Origin of the sequence: Pseudomonas koreensis, from assembly GCF_036668835.1 — a bacterium.
In the GTDB taxonomy this organism is placed as follows: Bacteria; Pseudomonadota; Gammaproteobacteria; order Pseudomonadales; family Pseudomonadaceae; genus Aquipseudomonas; species Aquipseudomonas koreensis_I.
On the sequence record NZ_JAZEVW010000005.1, the window covers coordinates 536,417 to 552,458 of the forward strand.

The 16,042-nt window shown below is 59.4% G+C and carries 8 protein-coding genes; 7 read left to right on the forward strand and 1 reads right to left on the reverse strand.

Annotation, left to right across the window (positions count from 1 at the left end; all coding sequences use genetic code 11):
* Positions 1-189: 189 nt before the first annotated feature.
* The 7 genes from acs to argR all read left to right on the forward strand — a co-directional run bounded on the left by acs (position 190) and on the right by argR (position 8,249).
* The gene (gene acs / locus V6F91_RS17935) at positions 190-2,145 is read left to right on the forward strand and encodes an acetate--CoA ligase (RefSeq protein ID WP_090285423.1); all 1,956 of its coding nucleotides are present in this window, start codon (positions 190-192) and stop codon (positions 2,143-2,145) included.
* A 718-nt stretch (positions 2,146-2,863) separates the two neighbouring features.
* The gene (locus tag V6F91_RS17940) at positions 2,864-3,637 is read left to right on the forward strand and encodes an ABC transporter substrate-binding protein (protein WP_090285420.1); all 774 of its coding nucleotides are present in this window, start codon (positions 2,864-2,866) and stop codon (positions 3,635-3,637) included.
* 91 nt (positions 3,638-3,728) lie between these two features.
* Positions 3,729-4,418, forward strand: coding sequence for an ABC transporter permease (locus V6F91_RS17945; RefSeq protein WP_016773583.1), 690 nt, complete (start codon positions 3,729-3,731; stop codon positions 4,416-4,418).
* A complete protein-coding gene (locus V6F91_RS17950) occupies positions 4,415-5,113 on the forward strand; it encodes an ABC transporter permease (protein ID WP_101155916.1) in 699 nt (232 codons plus the stop codon). The genes V6F91_RS17945 and V6F91_RS17950 overlap by 4 nt, the downstream gene beginning before the upstream one ends.
* A gap of 1 nt (position 5,114) precedes the next feature.
* On the forward strand, positions 5,115-6,227 hold the full coding sequence (locus V6F91_RS17955) for a succinylglutamate desuccinylase/aspartoacylase family protein (protein WP_332766691.1): 1,113 nt from the start codon (positions 5,115-5,117) through the stop codon (positions 6,225-6,227).
* A gap of 27 nt (positions 6,228-6,254) precedes the next feature.
* Positions 6,255-7,019: an ABC transporter ATP-binding protein gene (locus V6F91_RS17960; protein WP_007912705.1), complete on the forward strand. Its 765-nt coding sequence runs from the start codon at positions 6,255-6,257 to the stop codon at positions 7,017-7,019.
* 249 nt (positions 7,020-7,268) lie between these two features.
* Complete coding sequence (argR, locus tag V6F91_RS17965) at positions 7,269-8,249, forward strand: GlxA family transcriptional regulator (protein WP_208940117.1); 981 nt, start codon at positions 7,269-7,271, stop codon at positions 8,247-8,249.
* A 7-nt stretch (positions 8,250-8,256) separates the two neighbouring features.
* On the opposite strand, the gene V6F91_RS17970 is transcribed toward argR, so the two are convergent.
* A complete protein-coding gene (locus V6F91_RS17970) occupies positions 8,257-16,041 on the reverse strand; it encodes a dermonecrotic toxin domain-containing protein (protein WP_332766694.1) in 7,785 nt (2,594 codons plus the stop codon).
* Position 16,042 lies beyond the last annotated feature (1 nt).

Here is a 16,042-nt window from a genome sequence, read left to right on the forward strand (position 1 = left end):
TTGTTTGCATCGCTTGCAGGCAAGCTCCCACACGGATTGCGCGTGGCCGAAAGGGTATTTCAAGTCAGCCACGGTGGATGTCTGGATGTTTTGTAGGGGCTTGTTACTACCATCGTCGAATGGTTCTATGGGGCCCACCCGGCTACAACAGGGTCATACAAAAACAACTATTACACCGAGGTAGGAAAGATGAGTGCGGCTTCTCTGTATCCCGTTCGTCCCGAGGTTCTGGCTAATACGCTGACTGACGAGGCGACCTACAAAGCCATGTACCAGCAGTCGGTCGTCAACCCTGACGGCTTCTGGCGCGAGCAAGCTCAGCGTCTTGACTGGATCAAGCCTTTCACCACGGTGAAACAGACCTCGTTCGACGATCACCATGTCGACATCAAGTGGTTTGCCGACGGCACCCTGAACGTTTCCTACAACTGCCTCGACCGGCATCTGGCCGAGCGCGGTGATCAGGTCGCAATCATCTGGGAAGGCGACGATCCTTCCGAAAGCCGCAACATCACCTACCGCGAGCTGCACGAGCAAGTGTGCAAACTGGCCAACGCCCTGCGCGGTCAGGACGTACACCGTGGCGACGTGGTGACCATTTACATGCCGATGATTCCCGAAGCCGTGGTCGCCATGCTGGCCTGCACCCGGATCGGCGCGATTCACTCGGTGGTGTTCGGTGGTTTCTCGCCGGAAGCGCTGGCCGGTCGCATCATCGATTGCCGTTCGAAAGTGGTGATCACCGCCGATGAAGGCATTCGTGCCGGCAAGAAGATTTCCCTCAAGGCCAACGTCGACGACGCCCTGACCAACCCGGAAACCAGCAGCATCCAGAAAGTCATCGTCTGCAAGCGCACCGGTGGCGACATCAAGTGGAACCAGCATCGTGACATCTGGTACGAAGACCTGATGAAGGTCGCGGGCACCGTGTGTGCGCCGAAAGAGATGGGCGCCGAAGAAGCGTTGTTCATCCTTTATACCTCCGGCTCGACCGGCAAGCCGAAGGGCGTGCAACACACCACCGGTGGTTATCTGCTGTACGCGGCGATGACCCACGAGCGCGTGTTCGACTACCGCCCGGGCGAAATCTACTGGTGCACCGCTGACGTTGGCTGGGTCACCGGCCACAGCTACATCGTCTACGGCCCGCTGGCCAATGGCGCGACCACGCTGCTGTTCGAAGGCGTGCCGAACTACCCGGACATTACTCGGGTGGCGAAGATCGTCGACAAGCACAAGGTCAACATCCTCTACACCGCACCGACCGCGATTCGCGCGATGATGGCTTCCGGTCAGGCGGCGGTTGAAGGCGCCGATGGCAGCAGCCTGCGTCTGCTCGGTTCGGTCGGTGAGCCGATCAACCCGGAAGCGTGGGACTGGTACTACAAGAATGTCGGCAAGTCGCGTTGCCCGATCGTCGACACCTGGTGGCAGACCGAAACCGGCGGCAACATGATGAGCCCGCTGCCGGGCGCGCATGCGCTGAAGCCGGGTTCAGCGGCGCGGCCGTTCTTCGGAGTGGTGCCGGCGCTGGTGGATAACCTCGGTAACATCATCGAGGGCGAAGCCGAAGGCAATCTGGTGATCCTCGATTCGTGGCCGGGTCAGGCGCGCACGCTGTACGGCGATCACGATCGTTTCGTCGATACCTACTTCAAGACCTTCCGTGGCATGTACTTCACCGGTGACGGCGCGCGTCGCGATGCCGATGGTTACTACTGGATCACCGGGCGCGTCGACGACGTGCTCAACGTGTCCGGCCACCGTATGGGCACGGCCGAGATCGAAAGCGCGATGGTGGCGCATCCGAAAGTCGCCGAGGCGGCGGTCGTGGGTGTGCCGCACGACATCAAGGGCCAGGGCATTTATGTCTATGTGACCTTGAAAAACGGCGAGGAGCCGACCGAGCAATTGCGTCTTGAACTGAAGAACTGGGTGCGCAAGGAGATCGGGCCGATCGCTTCGCCGGACGTGATCCAGTGGGCGCCGGGGCTGCCGAAGACCCGTTCGGGCAAGATCATGCGGCGGATTCTGCGCAAGATTGCCACGGCGGAATACGATGGCTTGGGCGATATCTCGACCTTGGCCGATCCGGGTGTGGTGCAGCATTTGATTGATACGCACAAGACCATGAATGTTGCTTAAGTAGCAGGTCTGGAGAGAAGAAAGCCCCGTCCGGTCTATGCCGGGCGGGGCTTTTTTATGTCTGGAGGTTTTAGGGTGGCTGGGCTGGCTTCATCGCGCGCAGGCTCACTCCTACAAGGGATCGGGTTTCTTCAGTTGGAATGCAGCCAATTGTAGGAGTGAGCCTGCTCGCGATAGCAATCTGTCAGACGCCGCAGTAGTCACCTGTAGGAAACCGCAACACCCCAACCAATAATTATCGATCTGCACCGTCAGACCTTTCCCGCTGTTACCCGCCACAGCCCAATGTGTAACCGCCCGCGCCAAACCGGGGCGAAGGGAAACGCTACGCCCCGTATTAGAGCCTCAAAACCACCGCTGAAAAATAAGACACAACGCTGCGCTTGCCGGATTAGAAGGGTTTGCGAATAATAGGCCCGCAATTTGCAGCATAGATCGGTTCACTGTCTTTCGCTCTTGCATGAAATTGCAAGGCTGTCAATGCGCTCAAGTCGGTTTCTCTGTGCATCTGTAATTAGTTGTCGCATTGAAGAAATATCGACTCGGGGCCTGTCGTTAGAATGCCGATCACTCGCTCATCGTGGCTGACGTTGAAATCTTCGTCGGTTTCAATAGGAAATTTCCTACTGATGCAGCAACCGATTTCCTGATTCACCCATTCGCATATTGGGCTGTTGCTCACTCTGCCGTTTTTGCCCTTTACCGATGGAGTCCCAAGATGAAGAAACTTGTGCTGCTTGGCGCCCTGGCACTGTCCGTGCTGTCGCTGAATGCCGTCGCTGACGAAAAGCCTGTGAAGATCGGCATCGAAGCGGCTTACCCGCCATTCGCCTCGAAAGCACCGGACGGCAGCATCGTCGGTTTCGACTACGACATCGGTAACGCGCTGTGCGAAGAAATGAAGGTCAAGTGTGTGTGGGTCGAGCAAGAATTCGACGGTCTGATCCCGGCGCTGAAAGTGCGCAAGATCGACGCGATCCTGTCGTCCATGTCGATCACTGAAGACCGCAAGAAGTCGGTCGACTTCACCAACAAGTACTACAACACCCCGGCGCGTCTGGTGATGAAGGCCGGTACTCAGGTCAGCGAAGGTCTGGCTGAGCTGAAAGGCAAGAACATCGGCGTGCAGCGCGGTTCGATCCACGAGCGTTTCGCCCGTGAAGTACTGGCGCCACTGGGTGCCGAGATCAAGCCGTACGGTTCGCAGAACGAGATCTACCTCGACGTGGCTGCCGGTCGCCTCGACGGCACCGTGGCTGACGCGACCCTGCTCGATGACGGCTTCCTGAAAACCGACGCCGGCAAAGGCTTCGCGTTTGTTGGCCCGGCGTTCACCGACGTCAAATACTTCGGCGACGGCGTGGGTATCGCAGTACGCAAGGGCGATGCCCTGAAAGACAAGATCAACAGCGCCATCGCGGCCATCCGCGAGAACGGCAAATACAAGCAAATCCAGGACAAGTACTTCGCCTTCGATATCTACGGCAAGTAAGACATCTCTGCGACAAGTCCGAAATGGCGCAAGCAACAGAATCTCTGCGGTTTGCGCCATTTTTTCATCCCAACTTTCGAGGACCTGAATCATGTTGAAAGGCTACGGGGCTGTCATCCTCGATGGCGCATGGCTGACGCTTCAGCTCGCCTTGTCGTCCATGGCTCTGGCCATCGTTCTCGGGCTGATCGGTGTCGCGCTGCGCCTGTCGCCGGTGCGCTGGCTCGCCTGGCTGGGCGATCTGTATTCCACGGTGATCCGCGGCATTCCCGATCTGGTGCTGATCCTGCTGATTTTTTACGGCGGTCAAGACTTGCTCAACCGCGTCGCGCCGATGCTCGGTTATGACGATTACATCGACCTGAACCCGCTGGCGGCCGGTATCGGCACCCTCGGTTTCATCTTCGGTGCGTACCTGTCGGAAACCTTCCGCGGTGCGTTCATGGCGATACCCAAAGGTCAGGCCGAAGCCGGCATGGCGTACGGCATGAGCAGTTTTCAGGTGTTTTTCCGGGTGATGGTGCCGCAGATGATTCGTCTGGCCATCCCGGGTTTCACCAACAACTGGCTGGTACTGACCAAGGCCACCGCGCTGATTTCCGTGGTCGGTCTGCAAGACATGATGTTCAAGGCCAAGCAGGCGGCGGATGCCACGCGTGAGCCTTTCACCTTCTTCCTCGCAGTGGCGGCGATGTACCTGGTAATCACCAGTGTCTCGTTGCTGGCATTGCGTCACCTTGAGAAGCGCTACTCGGTAGGCGTAAGGGCGGCTGATCTATGATCTTCGACTACAACGTCATTTGGGAGGCGCTGCCGCTGTACTTCGGCGGCCTGCTGACCACCCTTAAATTGCTCGCGCTGTCGTTGTTTTTCGGCTTGCTGGCGGCCCTGCCGCTGGGGCTGATGCGCGTCTCGAAGAACCCGATCGTCAACGGCGCCGCGTGGCTGTACACCTACGTGATCCGTGGCACGCCGATGCTGGTGCAACTGTTCCTGATCTATTACGGTCTGGCGCAGTTCGAAGCGGTACGCGAAAGCTTCCTGTGGCCGTGGCTGTCCAGCGCAACGTTCTGTGCGTGCCTGGCGTTCGCGGTCAACACCAGCGCTTACACCGCCGAGATCATCGCCGGCAGCCTCAAGGCCACCCCGAACGGTGAGATCGAAGCGGCGAAGGCCATGGGCATGTCGCGCTTCAAACTGTACAAACGCATCCTGCTGCCATCGGCCCTGCGCCGGGCGCTGCCGCAGTACAGCAATGAAGTGATCATGATGCTGCAGACCACCAGTCTGGCGTCGATCGTGACCCTGATCGACATCACTGGCGCGGCGCGTACCGTCAACGCGCAGTTCTATCTGCCGTTCGAGGCGTACATCACCGCTGGCGTGTTCTACCTGTGCCTGACCTTCATTCTGGTCAAGCTGTTCAAACTGGCCGAGCGTCGCTGGTTGAGCTACCTCGCGCCGCGGAAGCACTGATATGGAACGCATCGACCACGTGTTGCCGTGGAGCCACCTGGGCAGCGAGCGCAAGGTTTCGGTGTTTCGCTTCGGCCAAGGCGAACGCAAGGCCTACATTCAGGCCAGCCTGCACGCCGATGAACTGCCGGGCATGCGCACCGCCTGGGAGCTGAAAAAGCGCCTCGGCGAACTCGAAGCCCAAGGCTTGCTCAACGGCGTGATCGAGCTGGTGCCGGTCGCTAATCCGCTGGGGCTCGGGCAGTTGCTGCAAGGCAATCATCAGGGCCGTTTCGAGGCTGGCAGCGGCAAGAATTTCAACCGTGATTTCGTTGAGCTGAGCGCGCCGGTCGCCGCCGCGCTGGCAGACAAACTCGGGGACGATCCACACGCCAATGTGCGGCTGATCCGTCAGGCGATGGCCGATCATTTGGCCGCGCTGCCTGAAGCGAGCAACCAGTTGCAAGGCATGCAGCGCGTATTGCTCAGCCATGCCTGCACTGCCGATGTGGTGCTCGATCTGCATTGCGACGCCGAAGCCGCGCTGCACATGTATGCGTTGCCGCAGCATTGGCCGCAGTGGCGCTCGCTCGCCGCGCACCTGAATGTGAAGGTCGGCCTGCTCGCGGAAGACTCCGGCGGCAGCTCCTTCGACGAAGCCTGTTCGCTGCCGTGGCTGCGCCTGTCGAGGCAGTTCCCGGACGCGCAGATTCCGCTGGCGTGCCTGGCCACGACCATCGAACTGGGCGGTCAGGCCGACACCGGTCGCGCGGATGCCGAGGCCTACGCTGAAGGCATTCTGGCCTTCCTTGCCGAGCAAGGCCTGATCACCGGCGAGTGGCCGAATCCGGCGTTTGAGCCGTGCGAAGGCATGCCGTTTGAAGGCACCGAATTGTTGTTCGCGCCGCACCCCGGTGTGGTGAGTTTTTCCCGCAAGCCCGGCGAATGGGTCGAGGCGGGCGAGGAGATTTTTGAAGTGATCGACCCTGTGGCCGATCGGGTCAGCACGGTATGTGCTGGTACCTCCGGGGTGCTGTTTGCCATTGAACGGCTGCGTTATGCCCAACCCGGTTTCTGGCTGGCCAAGGTGGCGGGGCGCGAAGCGCTGCGTCACGGGCGCTTGCTCAACGACTGACTGACTGTTTTTGTGAGAACCGACCGCATGTACAAACTTGAAGTCCAAGACCTGCATAAACGCTATGGCAGTCACGAAGTGCTCAAGGGCGTGTCCCTGAAAGCGGCCGCCGGCGATGTGATCAGCATCATCGGCTCCAGTGGCTCCGGCAAAAGTACTTTTCTGCGTTGCATCAACCTGCTCGAGCAGCCGCACGCGGGCAAGATTCTGCTCAACAACGAAGAGCTGAAACTGGTCGCCAACAAGGACGGTGCGCTGAAAGCTGCTGATCCGAAGCAGCTGCAACGCATGCGTTCGCGCCTGTCGATGGTGTTCCAGCATTTCAACCTGTGGTCGCACATGACCGCGATTGAAAACATCATGGAAGCGCCAGTGCACGTGCTTGGCGTACCAAAGTACGAAGCTCGCGAGAAAGCCGAGTATTACCTGAACAAGGTCGGCGTGGCCCATCGTAAGGATGCGTTCCCTGGGCACATGTCCGGCGGCGAGCAACAGCGTGTGGCCATCGCCCGTGCACTGGCGATGGAGCCGGAAGTGATGCTGTTCGACGAGCCGACCTCGGCCCTCGACCCGGAATTGGTCGGCGACGTGCTGAAAGTCATGCAGGCGCTGGCGCAGGAAGGTCGGACCATGGTCGTGGTGACCCACGAAATGGGTTTCGCCCGTGAAGTGTCGAACCAGTTGGTGTTTCTGCACAAAGGCGTCGTCGAAGAAAGCGGCAACCCGCGCGAAGTGCTGGTCAATCCGCAGTCGGAGCGTTTGCAGCAGTTCCTGTCCGGTAGCCTGAAATAAAACAGGGCTGCCGTTGTGCACTTCAATAGTGCATGCTTCGCGATTAAAAGGCTGGCTCAGATCCCTTGTGGGAGCGAGCCTGCTCGCGAAAGCGGTGGTACAGATAGTAATCATGTTGACTGATAAACCGCCTTCGCGAGCAGGCTCGCTCCCACATTTGATCTTCACCGGTTTCAGGATGTGTGTTCATTTACGGGCTAGCATTGGCCCATGCCTTCATCACCGTTGTTCGTTTCGGATTGCCCGCCCATGACTGCCCATCGAATTGGTTTCCTGATTTGGCCCAGCACTAAAGCGTTGACGCTGGCGCTGGCGGAGGAAGCCTTGCGTGTCGCTCAGCGTGTGCACCCGGACGTGGTCTACGAGTTGTCGTTTCTGCAGGCCGAAGCGCCCGCCGAAGGTGCCTGGCAATTGCCCGGCGAAGCGTGGGCCGGCAAGCTCGAAAACTTTCAGAAACTGTTTCTGCTCGCAGACGAACCACCGACTACGCTGGCGCCGGCATTGAGCAGTGCGCTCAAGCAACTGGTGCGTGCCGGTTGCGTGATCGGCGGTCTGTCGGCCGGTGTCTACCCGTTGGCCCAGCTCGGTCTGCTCGACGGTTACCGCGCGGCCGTGCACTGGCGCTGGCAGGACGACTTCGCCGAACGCTTTCCGAAAGTCATCGCCACCAGTCACCTGTTCGATTGGGACCGCGATCGCCTGACCGCCTGCGGTGGCATGTCGGTACTCGACCTGCTGCTGGCGGTGCTGGCGCGTGATCACGGTGCGGAACTGGCCGGTGCGGTGTCCGAAGAACTGGTAGTCGAGCGCATCCGCGAAGGCGGCGAACGCCAGCGTATTCCGTTGCAGAACCGCCTCGGCTCAAGTCATCCGAAGCTCACCCAGGCGGTGTTGCTGATGGAAGCCAACATCGAAGAACCGCTGACCACCGACGAAATCGCCCAGCACGTGTGCGTATCGCGTCGGCAACTGGAGCGAATCTTCAAGCAATACCTCAACCGTGTGCCGAGCCAGTACTACCTGGAGCTGCGCCTGAACAAGGCCCGGCAGATGTTGATGCAGACCAGCAAGTCGATCATCCAGATCGGACTGTCCTGTGGCTTCTCTTCGGGGCCGCACTTCTCCAGTGCCTACCGCAATTTCTTCGGTGCCACGCCGCGGGAAGATCGCAACCAGCGGCGCAGCAGCAGCCCGTTCGAATTGTCGTCAGTGCCGCCCGAGAGGGGCTGAAGGCGGCTCAGCGATTGCCGGTTGGTGGTAGCTCCTCTCCATCGGAAAAGTCCGAATCCGCAAAGTCGTCAAATTCGTGCATGAGGGGGGTGTCCGGTAGTCGCGCGCCGATATTGTGCTCCCCCAGCGCCATGTTGTAGCTGTCCAGGCGCTGCTGACTTTCCGGGGTCAACGGATTTGCACTGAAATCGTACTCGGTCATCATGAGGTCGGGGCGGGAAGGAAATCCTGCAGGCAATCGCTTGATCCTGTTGTTCGACAGGTCTGCCTTTCTCAACCGAGTGAGCGTGAACAAACCCGCAGGCGACCTGGTCAGGCCGGTGCTGCGCAGGTTCAGCATTTGAAGTTCGGGAAAATGCATCATGTCGGGGACTGTCCAGAGTCGGTTGTTATGACTGAGGTCCAAAGAGCCGAGGTTTTTCAGGGCTGCGAACGTCTCTGCGGTTTGCGGCGTAATGATGAGTTCGCAGCCTGACAGATTCAGGCTCGAAAGTGATTCAAGGCGAAAGATTGCCGGCGGAACGCGGCGTATCGGGTAATTGCGCATATCCAGCACCCTGAGCCGGGGAAACAACCCCAACACAGCGTCCGCTGGGGGGGGAGTGTCTGCCGTGCTGGTCAGTCGCAACTGGTCGATGTAGTCGAAGCGCCCGTTCATGAGCGGCAGTTCGCCGGTGAAGGACAAGTCGCAAACGAAGTTGCCGTCCAGGGCGTTGACCGGGTAGTGGCGCAAGCGTTTTTCCAGATTGTCCTTGAAGCGTCGGCGCTGCGTGATTTGCCCGCGCGGTGGCTCACTTTCCGGTACACCGTGGGTAACCGGATCTTCGGGCGCCGCATTTACCCAGGTTTCAAGGGTGTTAAGCAGCGTGCTGAGCTCGGTTTGCCGACGCAGCAGCTCGGTGCGTCCGTCTGTCAAAGCCCCGGGCAGGCTGTAAATCAGGTTGTTGGCATCGAAACCGCTCAATCGCGGATACAGCGTTTGGGCCAGATCAATATCGGCCTGTTCGACCCAGACGCCAAAATTGTCGCCTTTCACCAGATAGCATGCCTTGATCTGTTCGCGCGAAGTCGCCGACAGCGGATTCGAGCCCACATCCACACCACGGTTGGCATACGCCGCCAGTGGTTCGGGTAATGCGATGATGTTGTTGTCGCTCAGCAGCGCCGTTTGCAGGTGCGGGAGTTGGTCCAGCCCGGCTGGCACACGATCTATCCCTGTGCGGATGAGGTCGATGAATGTCAGATTCCTGAGCGCCGAGGCATCGGGTGTCTGGCCCAGTGGATTATCGAAAAGATCCAGAGACGTCAGGCGGCTCAGTGTCGACAAGGTGGATTGCCCAGCCGCATCGAGGGTGATGTTGCACCGGCTCATCATCAGCGTTTCAAGCGACGGCATGCGTTCCAGGGCTTGCGGGATTCGGCCCAGTGCAAAACCAGGCAATTCCAGGCCTTCCAGCCCGGTGAAGCAGTCGAGAAAGCCATCGGGAACAGTCAAGTGTGGATTGCCTTGAATTTCCAGGTGGGTTATCTGGCTCAAGTCCGCAGTCAGCTCCGGCAGCTCACCAACAAACGCGGTCTTGGCTTTGAAAATCTCCACGCGTAGATCAGGCACATCGATGCGACTGCCGCGCCAGAGTCCTTCGAGTTTTTCCTTGAACTGTGACCGCGCATCAAGCTGTGCGGCTCGCTGCTCGGCATTCCACAGTTGACCTGTCGTCGGATCGTGACTCGGCACGCGCTCTTGCCACGCAGCGAGGTCGCTGAGCAGTCGAGTCATTTCGGCTTCCCAACTCATCAGTTGCGCCTTACCTGCCTGCAACGTACCGGGAAGGCGATAAATCATGTCACTGGCCATGTAGTCGTTCAGGTGCGGGAACACTCTGAGTGCCATCGCTACATCGTTCGCGTCGGGCATGATTCCGAAGTTGCGATTATGTTGGGCATAGTAGGTCTTGATGCGCTCACGCGCCGCCCCAGACAGCGGATTGCCGACCAGACGCACGCCGTCTGCACGATGGGGATCAAGGCTGAAGAACGCATCCGGCAACTGAGTGATGCGGTTGTCGTTGAGGTGCACCGTCTGCAGAGCCGGGTGCTCTACCATGCCGTCAGGCACGGCCGTCAGACCGCTATTGAGCAGAAAGACATCCTGCAATGCTGGCAAGGTCTGTAGATCGGGGGCCACGGTCAACGGGTTGTTACTCAGATCCAGACGCGTAAGCGAGCGCAGAGACCTGAGCACATCGGCTCCCGCTGACGTGCTGGTTATGCCGCAGCTGTTCAGGCGTAGCTTTTTGAGGTTGCGCAGGTTACCGACGAAGGCGGGTATTTCGTTGAGCGCGAAATCCTTCATTTGCAAGGTCTGGAGTTCGGGAAACAACGTCACGAACGTCCCGATGCCATCGATCGCTGCGTTGCCGGTCAGCTTCAGGCTGGAGACATGACTGAAGTCGACGGTCAGGCGAGGCAACTGGCCAACGAACTGCAGGTCTGCGGTAAAGGACGGGCTGCGCTGGCCGGGCTCGCTGGATGTCTGCCGCCAGAATGTTTCCAGGTCTTGCTTGAACGCCGATCGTGCCGAGCGCTGTCGCGCGCGCTCAATTTCGGTAAACACACGGCCTGTGACCGGGTTTGTGGACGGGGTTTCCATTACCCAGCGGTCGAGATCGAGCTGCATCTGCGCCAGCTCCGCTTGCCAGCGCAGCAGCTGTGCGCGACCGGCGGCGAGGTCGCCCGGCAGATCGTAGAGCAGGTCGCTGGCCTCTTGCTGGTCCAGCTCCGGGAACAATTGCTGCGCCAGGCTTAAGTCCTGATCGTCAGCCCTTACGTCAAAGTCCTGATGATGAGTGCGGTAGTAGGTTTTGATTTTTTCCCGTGTCGCGGTCGAGAGCGGGTTGTCGGAAAAATACATAACGTCAGTGCGTTCTCCAGGCAGGTCGAATATCGCGTCGGGCAGGTGCGTCAGGCGATTGCCGGTCAATACCGCGGTTCGCAGTTCAGGGTGGCTGGCCAGTCCTTGCGGAACAACGGTGAGGTCGCTGTAGGACAGGTCGATGAAAGTGAGCGCAGGAAACAGGTTCAGATCGGGGAAAGTCCCCAGTGGATTGCCACTCAGATTCAGCGTCTGCAGAGTATTGAGTGAAACCAGTGCTGCCTGATATTCGGGTGTCATGACCAAGCCGCAACTTTTCAGCGTCAGGTCGGTCAATCGGGGCAAATTCCGCCCGGGAAGGGAGCCGGTAGTCAGATCAAAGCCATTGAGGCTGAGCGAGACCAGATTCGGGAAGGAATCCACAAAGGGCAAGCTTGCCGAAATATTGGCATTGCCGATCAACTTCAGTCGCAAGACATGCTCGAAGTTGGCGCTGAGTACCGGCATGTCACCGCTGAACTCTGCCGTCGCTTCAAATGTTCCATTGCGGGTGAATTGATCCCGGCTACGCCAGAAGCGCTCGAGTTGTTGCGCGAAGGCGCGCCGGGCATTGAGTTCACGTGTCTGCTCGGCGTGGGGCAGGCGTTCACCGGTAACGGGGTGAGACGTGGCCGCTTGATTGATCCATTGGCTGAGCTCCAGGTTCAACTGTTTGGCCTCGGTTTCCCAGAGGTTCAATTGCGCGCGACCTTCAGCCAGGGTTCCGGGCAAGCGGTACAGCAGGGCAGTGGCCTGCTCCTCGTCCAGAGCCGGGAACAATCCGATGGTGCGCTGCAGGTCCGCACGCTCCGGGCGAATGCCGAAATGCCTGCCGGTAGAGTCATGGAAGCGTTTCACGCGTTCGCGTGCGGCAGGCGTCAGCGGGTTGTCAGTAAAGGTGAAACCATCACTCAGCGAGGGCGGCAAGCTGAAGAACGCTTCCGGTACGGCGGTCATGCGATTGCCATCGAACTGGCCGGAAACAAGTCGCGGATGATTGAGCAGGTCGTCCGGCAGGCTGTAAATGCCGGTGTTGGACAAATTGACGTAACGCAGCGAAGGCATCGTGTGCAGATCGGGCGATAAACCCAAGGCGTTGCCCTGCAGATCGAGAATCGTCAGCTGTGGCATGGACGCCAACACCGATTGCGTGGTGGTCGTCAGGCTGAGTCCGCATTTGCGCATTCGCAGCTCGCGCAGCGATGGCATGGAAGTCAATACCTGTGGCAGCGCCGGCAATTTCAGGTTTCGCGCATCGAGCATCTGCAGGTGGGGAAAAAGCTGAAGAAAGCCTTCCAGAGAGCCCGACGTGGCGCTGCCATCCAGGGTCAGTGCGGTGATATGGCTGAGGTCGGCCGACAGCGTCGGCAAGTCGCCGATGATCGGATGTACAAGCCGCAGGGCGTGACCGGTGGCCATGCCGTATTGATTGATAGCGGTCGGGTATTCGCGGCGCCAGCCCTTGAGGATTTCTTCTCTGAGCAAACGGCGGTTCTGGATTTCGGCGCGCTTTTGCAGCGGGGTCAGCGCAGCGTCGGTATCGGGATGTCTGGCAGGCGGGTCGTTGGCCCAGACGTGCAGATCGTTTTGCAATTGCAGGTAATCGTTTTGCAGTCGCTGAATCTCCACGTGGGGGCCGGATGGACTGGCACGCAGGTTTTCCGTCAGAACGCGGACTTGCTGTTCGGTCATCCTCGGATAAAGCGCGCGGATATCCTGCTCGTGAGAGCGCGCAGGATTGTTCAGGCTTTCAACGCGATCAATCCGAGGATAACCGTCGGTGCCCAACAGCCTTAACGTGTCCAGAACGGGCGGCTGAATGGGCGTTTCGTGCAATACCGCTCGCAACTCTTCGCGCTCCAGCGTGCGTTCGCGGACGGCGGCCTTCAGCGTCTGGCCCTGGCCGATGCCGATGTTGAGGCTGGCACGCTCACTGTCGGGCAGGGCGTACAGCAAACTGGAGTAGAAATCGCTGTGCGAGTGCAACTCCTGGCCGCGATCATCGAAGGCTTGATAGCGATGATCATCGCTCCTTACCAGGACCTTTTTTTCGGCGGCATCTTCGCGGCCAATGCTATCGACGACCGGCCCTTCGTAGCGCCCGTCGCGGATTTCGATCTGCACATCGCCGCTCCAGCCCGGCAGCAATTTGAGGCTGTGCAGCGCCAGCGAGTCGGAGTCGGGATTATCCACTGAGCCAAGTTCAAGCCCTTCATAGGCGCGGGTCACGCGCACTTCCTGGCTGGCCAGTTGCATCAACTCCTGCTGGCGCGGTGGCAGCTGTCCATCATTGATCAGCAGCAATTCGTTGCCAGTGGCAGTTTCGAGCAGTTCACGGGTGACGCTCGCAGGCAAGTCGGGGGCGTGAGCCTTGAGCTGTTGCGCCAGCGGGTCGTCGATCTGCTGCAACGCTTGATAGCGGGATTCGAACAGCGCGCTTCGCTTGGTTTTAGCCAGGTCGACCAGTTGTTTGCGCAGGGTCTGGGTACGGATGTCCAACGGTGGCTTGGCGGTAAAGGGTTCGGCAAGCAGCGCCTTGATTTGCCCTTCGTCGAGAAGGGAAAGCAAGGTCTTGAGCAGGTCGCCACCGATCAACCGGTCCTGGCGCAGCTCGGTCAGGGGCAGGCTTGCGTCTGCGCTGGACTGCCAGAGCAGCTCACCGCGTCGATCGAGCAGACGCAGGCGCTGGTTGCTCGGCCAGCGGCCATATTCGCTGAGCAACTGCAGTTGCGTGGCTTGATCGGCGCGCAGAAATTCTTCAGCGACGTCGCTGTCAAGCTGATCTATAAAACTCTGCAATTGTTGATCGATCTTGAAGCGCTGCAGGCTGTCGGCGAGCAGCGGCGGGACCTTTTCCTGGTTGACATGCATCTTGCGCACGGCATCTTCGCCGGTGCCGCTGACCTGAAGAATGCTTTCGCGCTCGGCCGGGGTAAATGTCTCGACGGCAGGGCCGATGCGTCGCAGTGTGGTTTCGCCGTCCCATTCCATTGGTTGTTCGAGCTCGGTGTGCCAGGCGCCATCGCCGTTGTGGCGCACCACCGGTTGGTAAGCATCGGGGCGGGTCGGGTGCTCGATGCGGTACTGCCCGGGCACCTCATGTTCTTTCACGGAAAAATGCCCGTCGTTAAGTGGCAACAGTTGTTTGTCCCGATGCGAATGCAGGCCCAGTTCGCTCGGTTGTGAACCCGCTTCGGGCTGGGCAGGGTGTTTGTAGCGCTCCAGATCAGGCTCCCAGTAACGGGTTTTGCCGTTGGCCAGTTTTACCGGTTTGAAGCGGTCGATGAACGCCACGACTTCCCTTGGCAAGACGTTGCGAAATTCGGCCGAGGCGATTGAACCACCCACGGCGAACATGCCCAATTGAATCATCGACTCTACGGTGCCCATCAGATGCTCGAAGGCTTCGGTGGCGCGACCCTGGCCCCATTCGACGATGCCTTCGAAGGCTTCGTCGAGCATCTGGTAAGCCATATACGCCATCATTGCTTCGCCCAGCACCGGTACGAACGGCGCGACGATCAGCGCGGCGGTCTGTGCAATGGTGGAAATGATGTTGACCACCGAATCCCAGAATGCCCAGCGGGCGCGCTGATCGACCCAAGCGGTGGGCACGGCGATAACGCGGGCATCAAAGAAGACCTTGTTCAGTTTCGCCTGATGCAGGTGCTGCCACAGCTCGTCATGAAACGGGACCAGAGCGGTTTGCAGGTCAGGTCGCTCCACCGGTGTCTCGCGCCAGGCGGGCAGGGCATTGCCGGGCTCATGCGGATGCCACTTGATTTCGCTCAGGCGACTGTTGAGCGTACTGAAGAAAAAGCCGCGTTGTTCGTGATTGACGAATCGGCTGAAGAATTGCTGGTAATCCTTCGAGCGCAACTGGCGGGTCAGCTCAACGACCATTTCCAGCGATGAGGCGTACTCTTTGAACGGGTGCTCGGGGTCATCCGGCACATAAGCCACCACGCCGGCCATGTTGCGGCTCAGATATAAATCCGGGGCGAAGACGACGATGCCGGTGAGGGGGGCGCACAACATCGTCACGTCATGACACAGCACGGGCGCGCTGTTGATATGGATTCCCTTCATGCCATCAAGCAGGGCATCGACCAGGCGCACGTTGGTCTCTGAAACGTCGCGGTTCATCCGCGCCCATTGCAACGCGGCTTTCATCGCGGTCTTTTCGCTGATATCGAGCTTGCGCCGCAAAACCGTCGCGACCATCGGATCGGAGTAGCCGAGATTGTCTTCCAGACTGGCTTTGTACTTCGCGCCGATGTCCAGCCGGCGGCACAGTTGGGTGAAGGCTGAAATGCCAAGTTTGGCTTTGATAGCGGGCAGGGTTTCGAACTGGCCGGTCGCCGACGGCGCCGTGGTGAACGTCGACTCGGTTTCGAAGGCGTTATCGTAGGTTTCCTTGTCTTCGAAGTTATGCAGCGCCGCGTCCAGCAGCGAAACAGTCCATACCCGTGCGCCCGTGCGGATCGGAAACAACGGGGTCGTCGCGGGAATGTACAAGCGGACGAAGGTATTTCTGACATCCAGATCCAGATCGAAGCAGTTTTTCAGCTCGGCCTTGAGCAATGGCTCGGCGAAGGTGGCGGCGTCCTGCAAGTGCTCCAGGCTTTTATCGACCTCGCTTTGCGCCGCGATACGTGCGGCGCCGAGGCTTTTCATGACGGCGTGCTGTTCAGAGGGTGCGGGCTTGAGTGTTTCCGGCAGCTGCGCTGCACTTTTTTTCAACGCCTCGCGCCGGGTGGCAGAGGCGTTGCCCAGCCATCCAGGAATTGCGTTTTTCAGCGGTTGATAATGTTCGTCGGGATGTTGCGCGTTGTGGTTGCCGGGCGGGGTTGCCGGTGGGTGTCCTTCAGATTGGTGCATG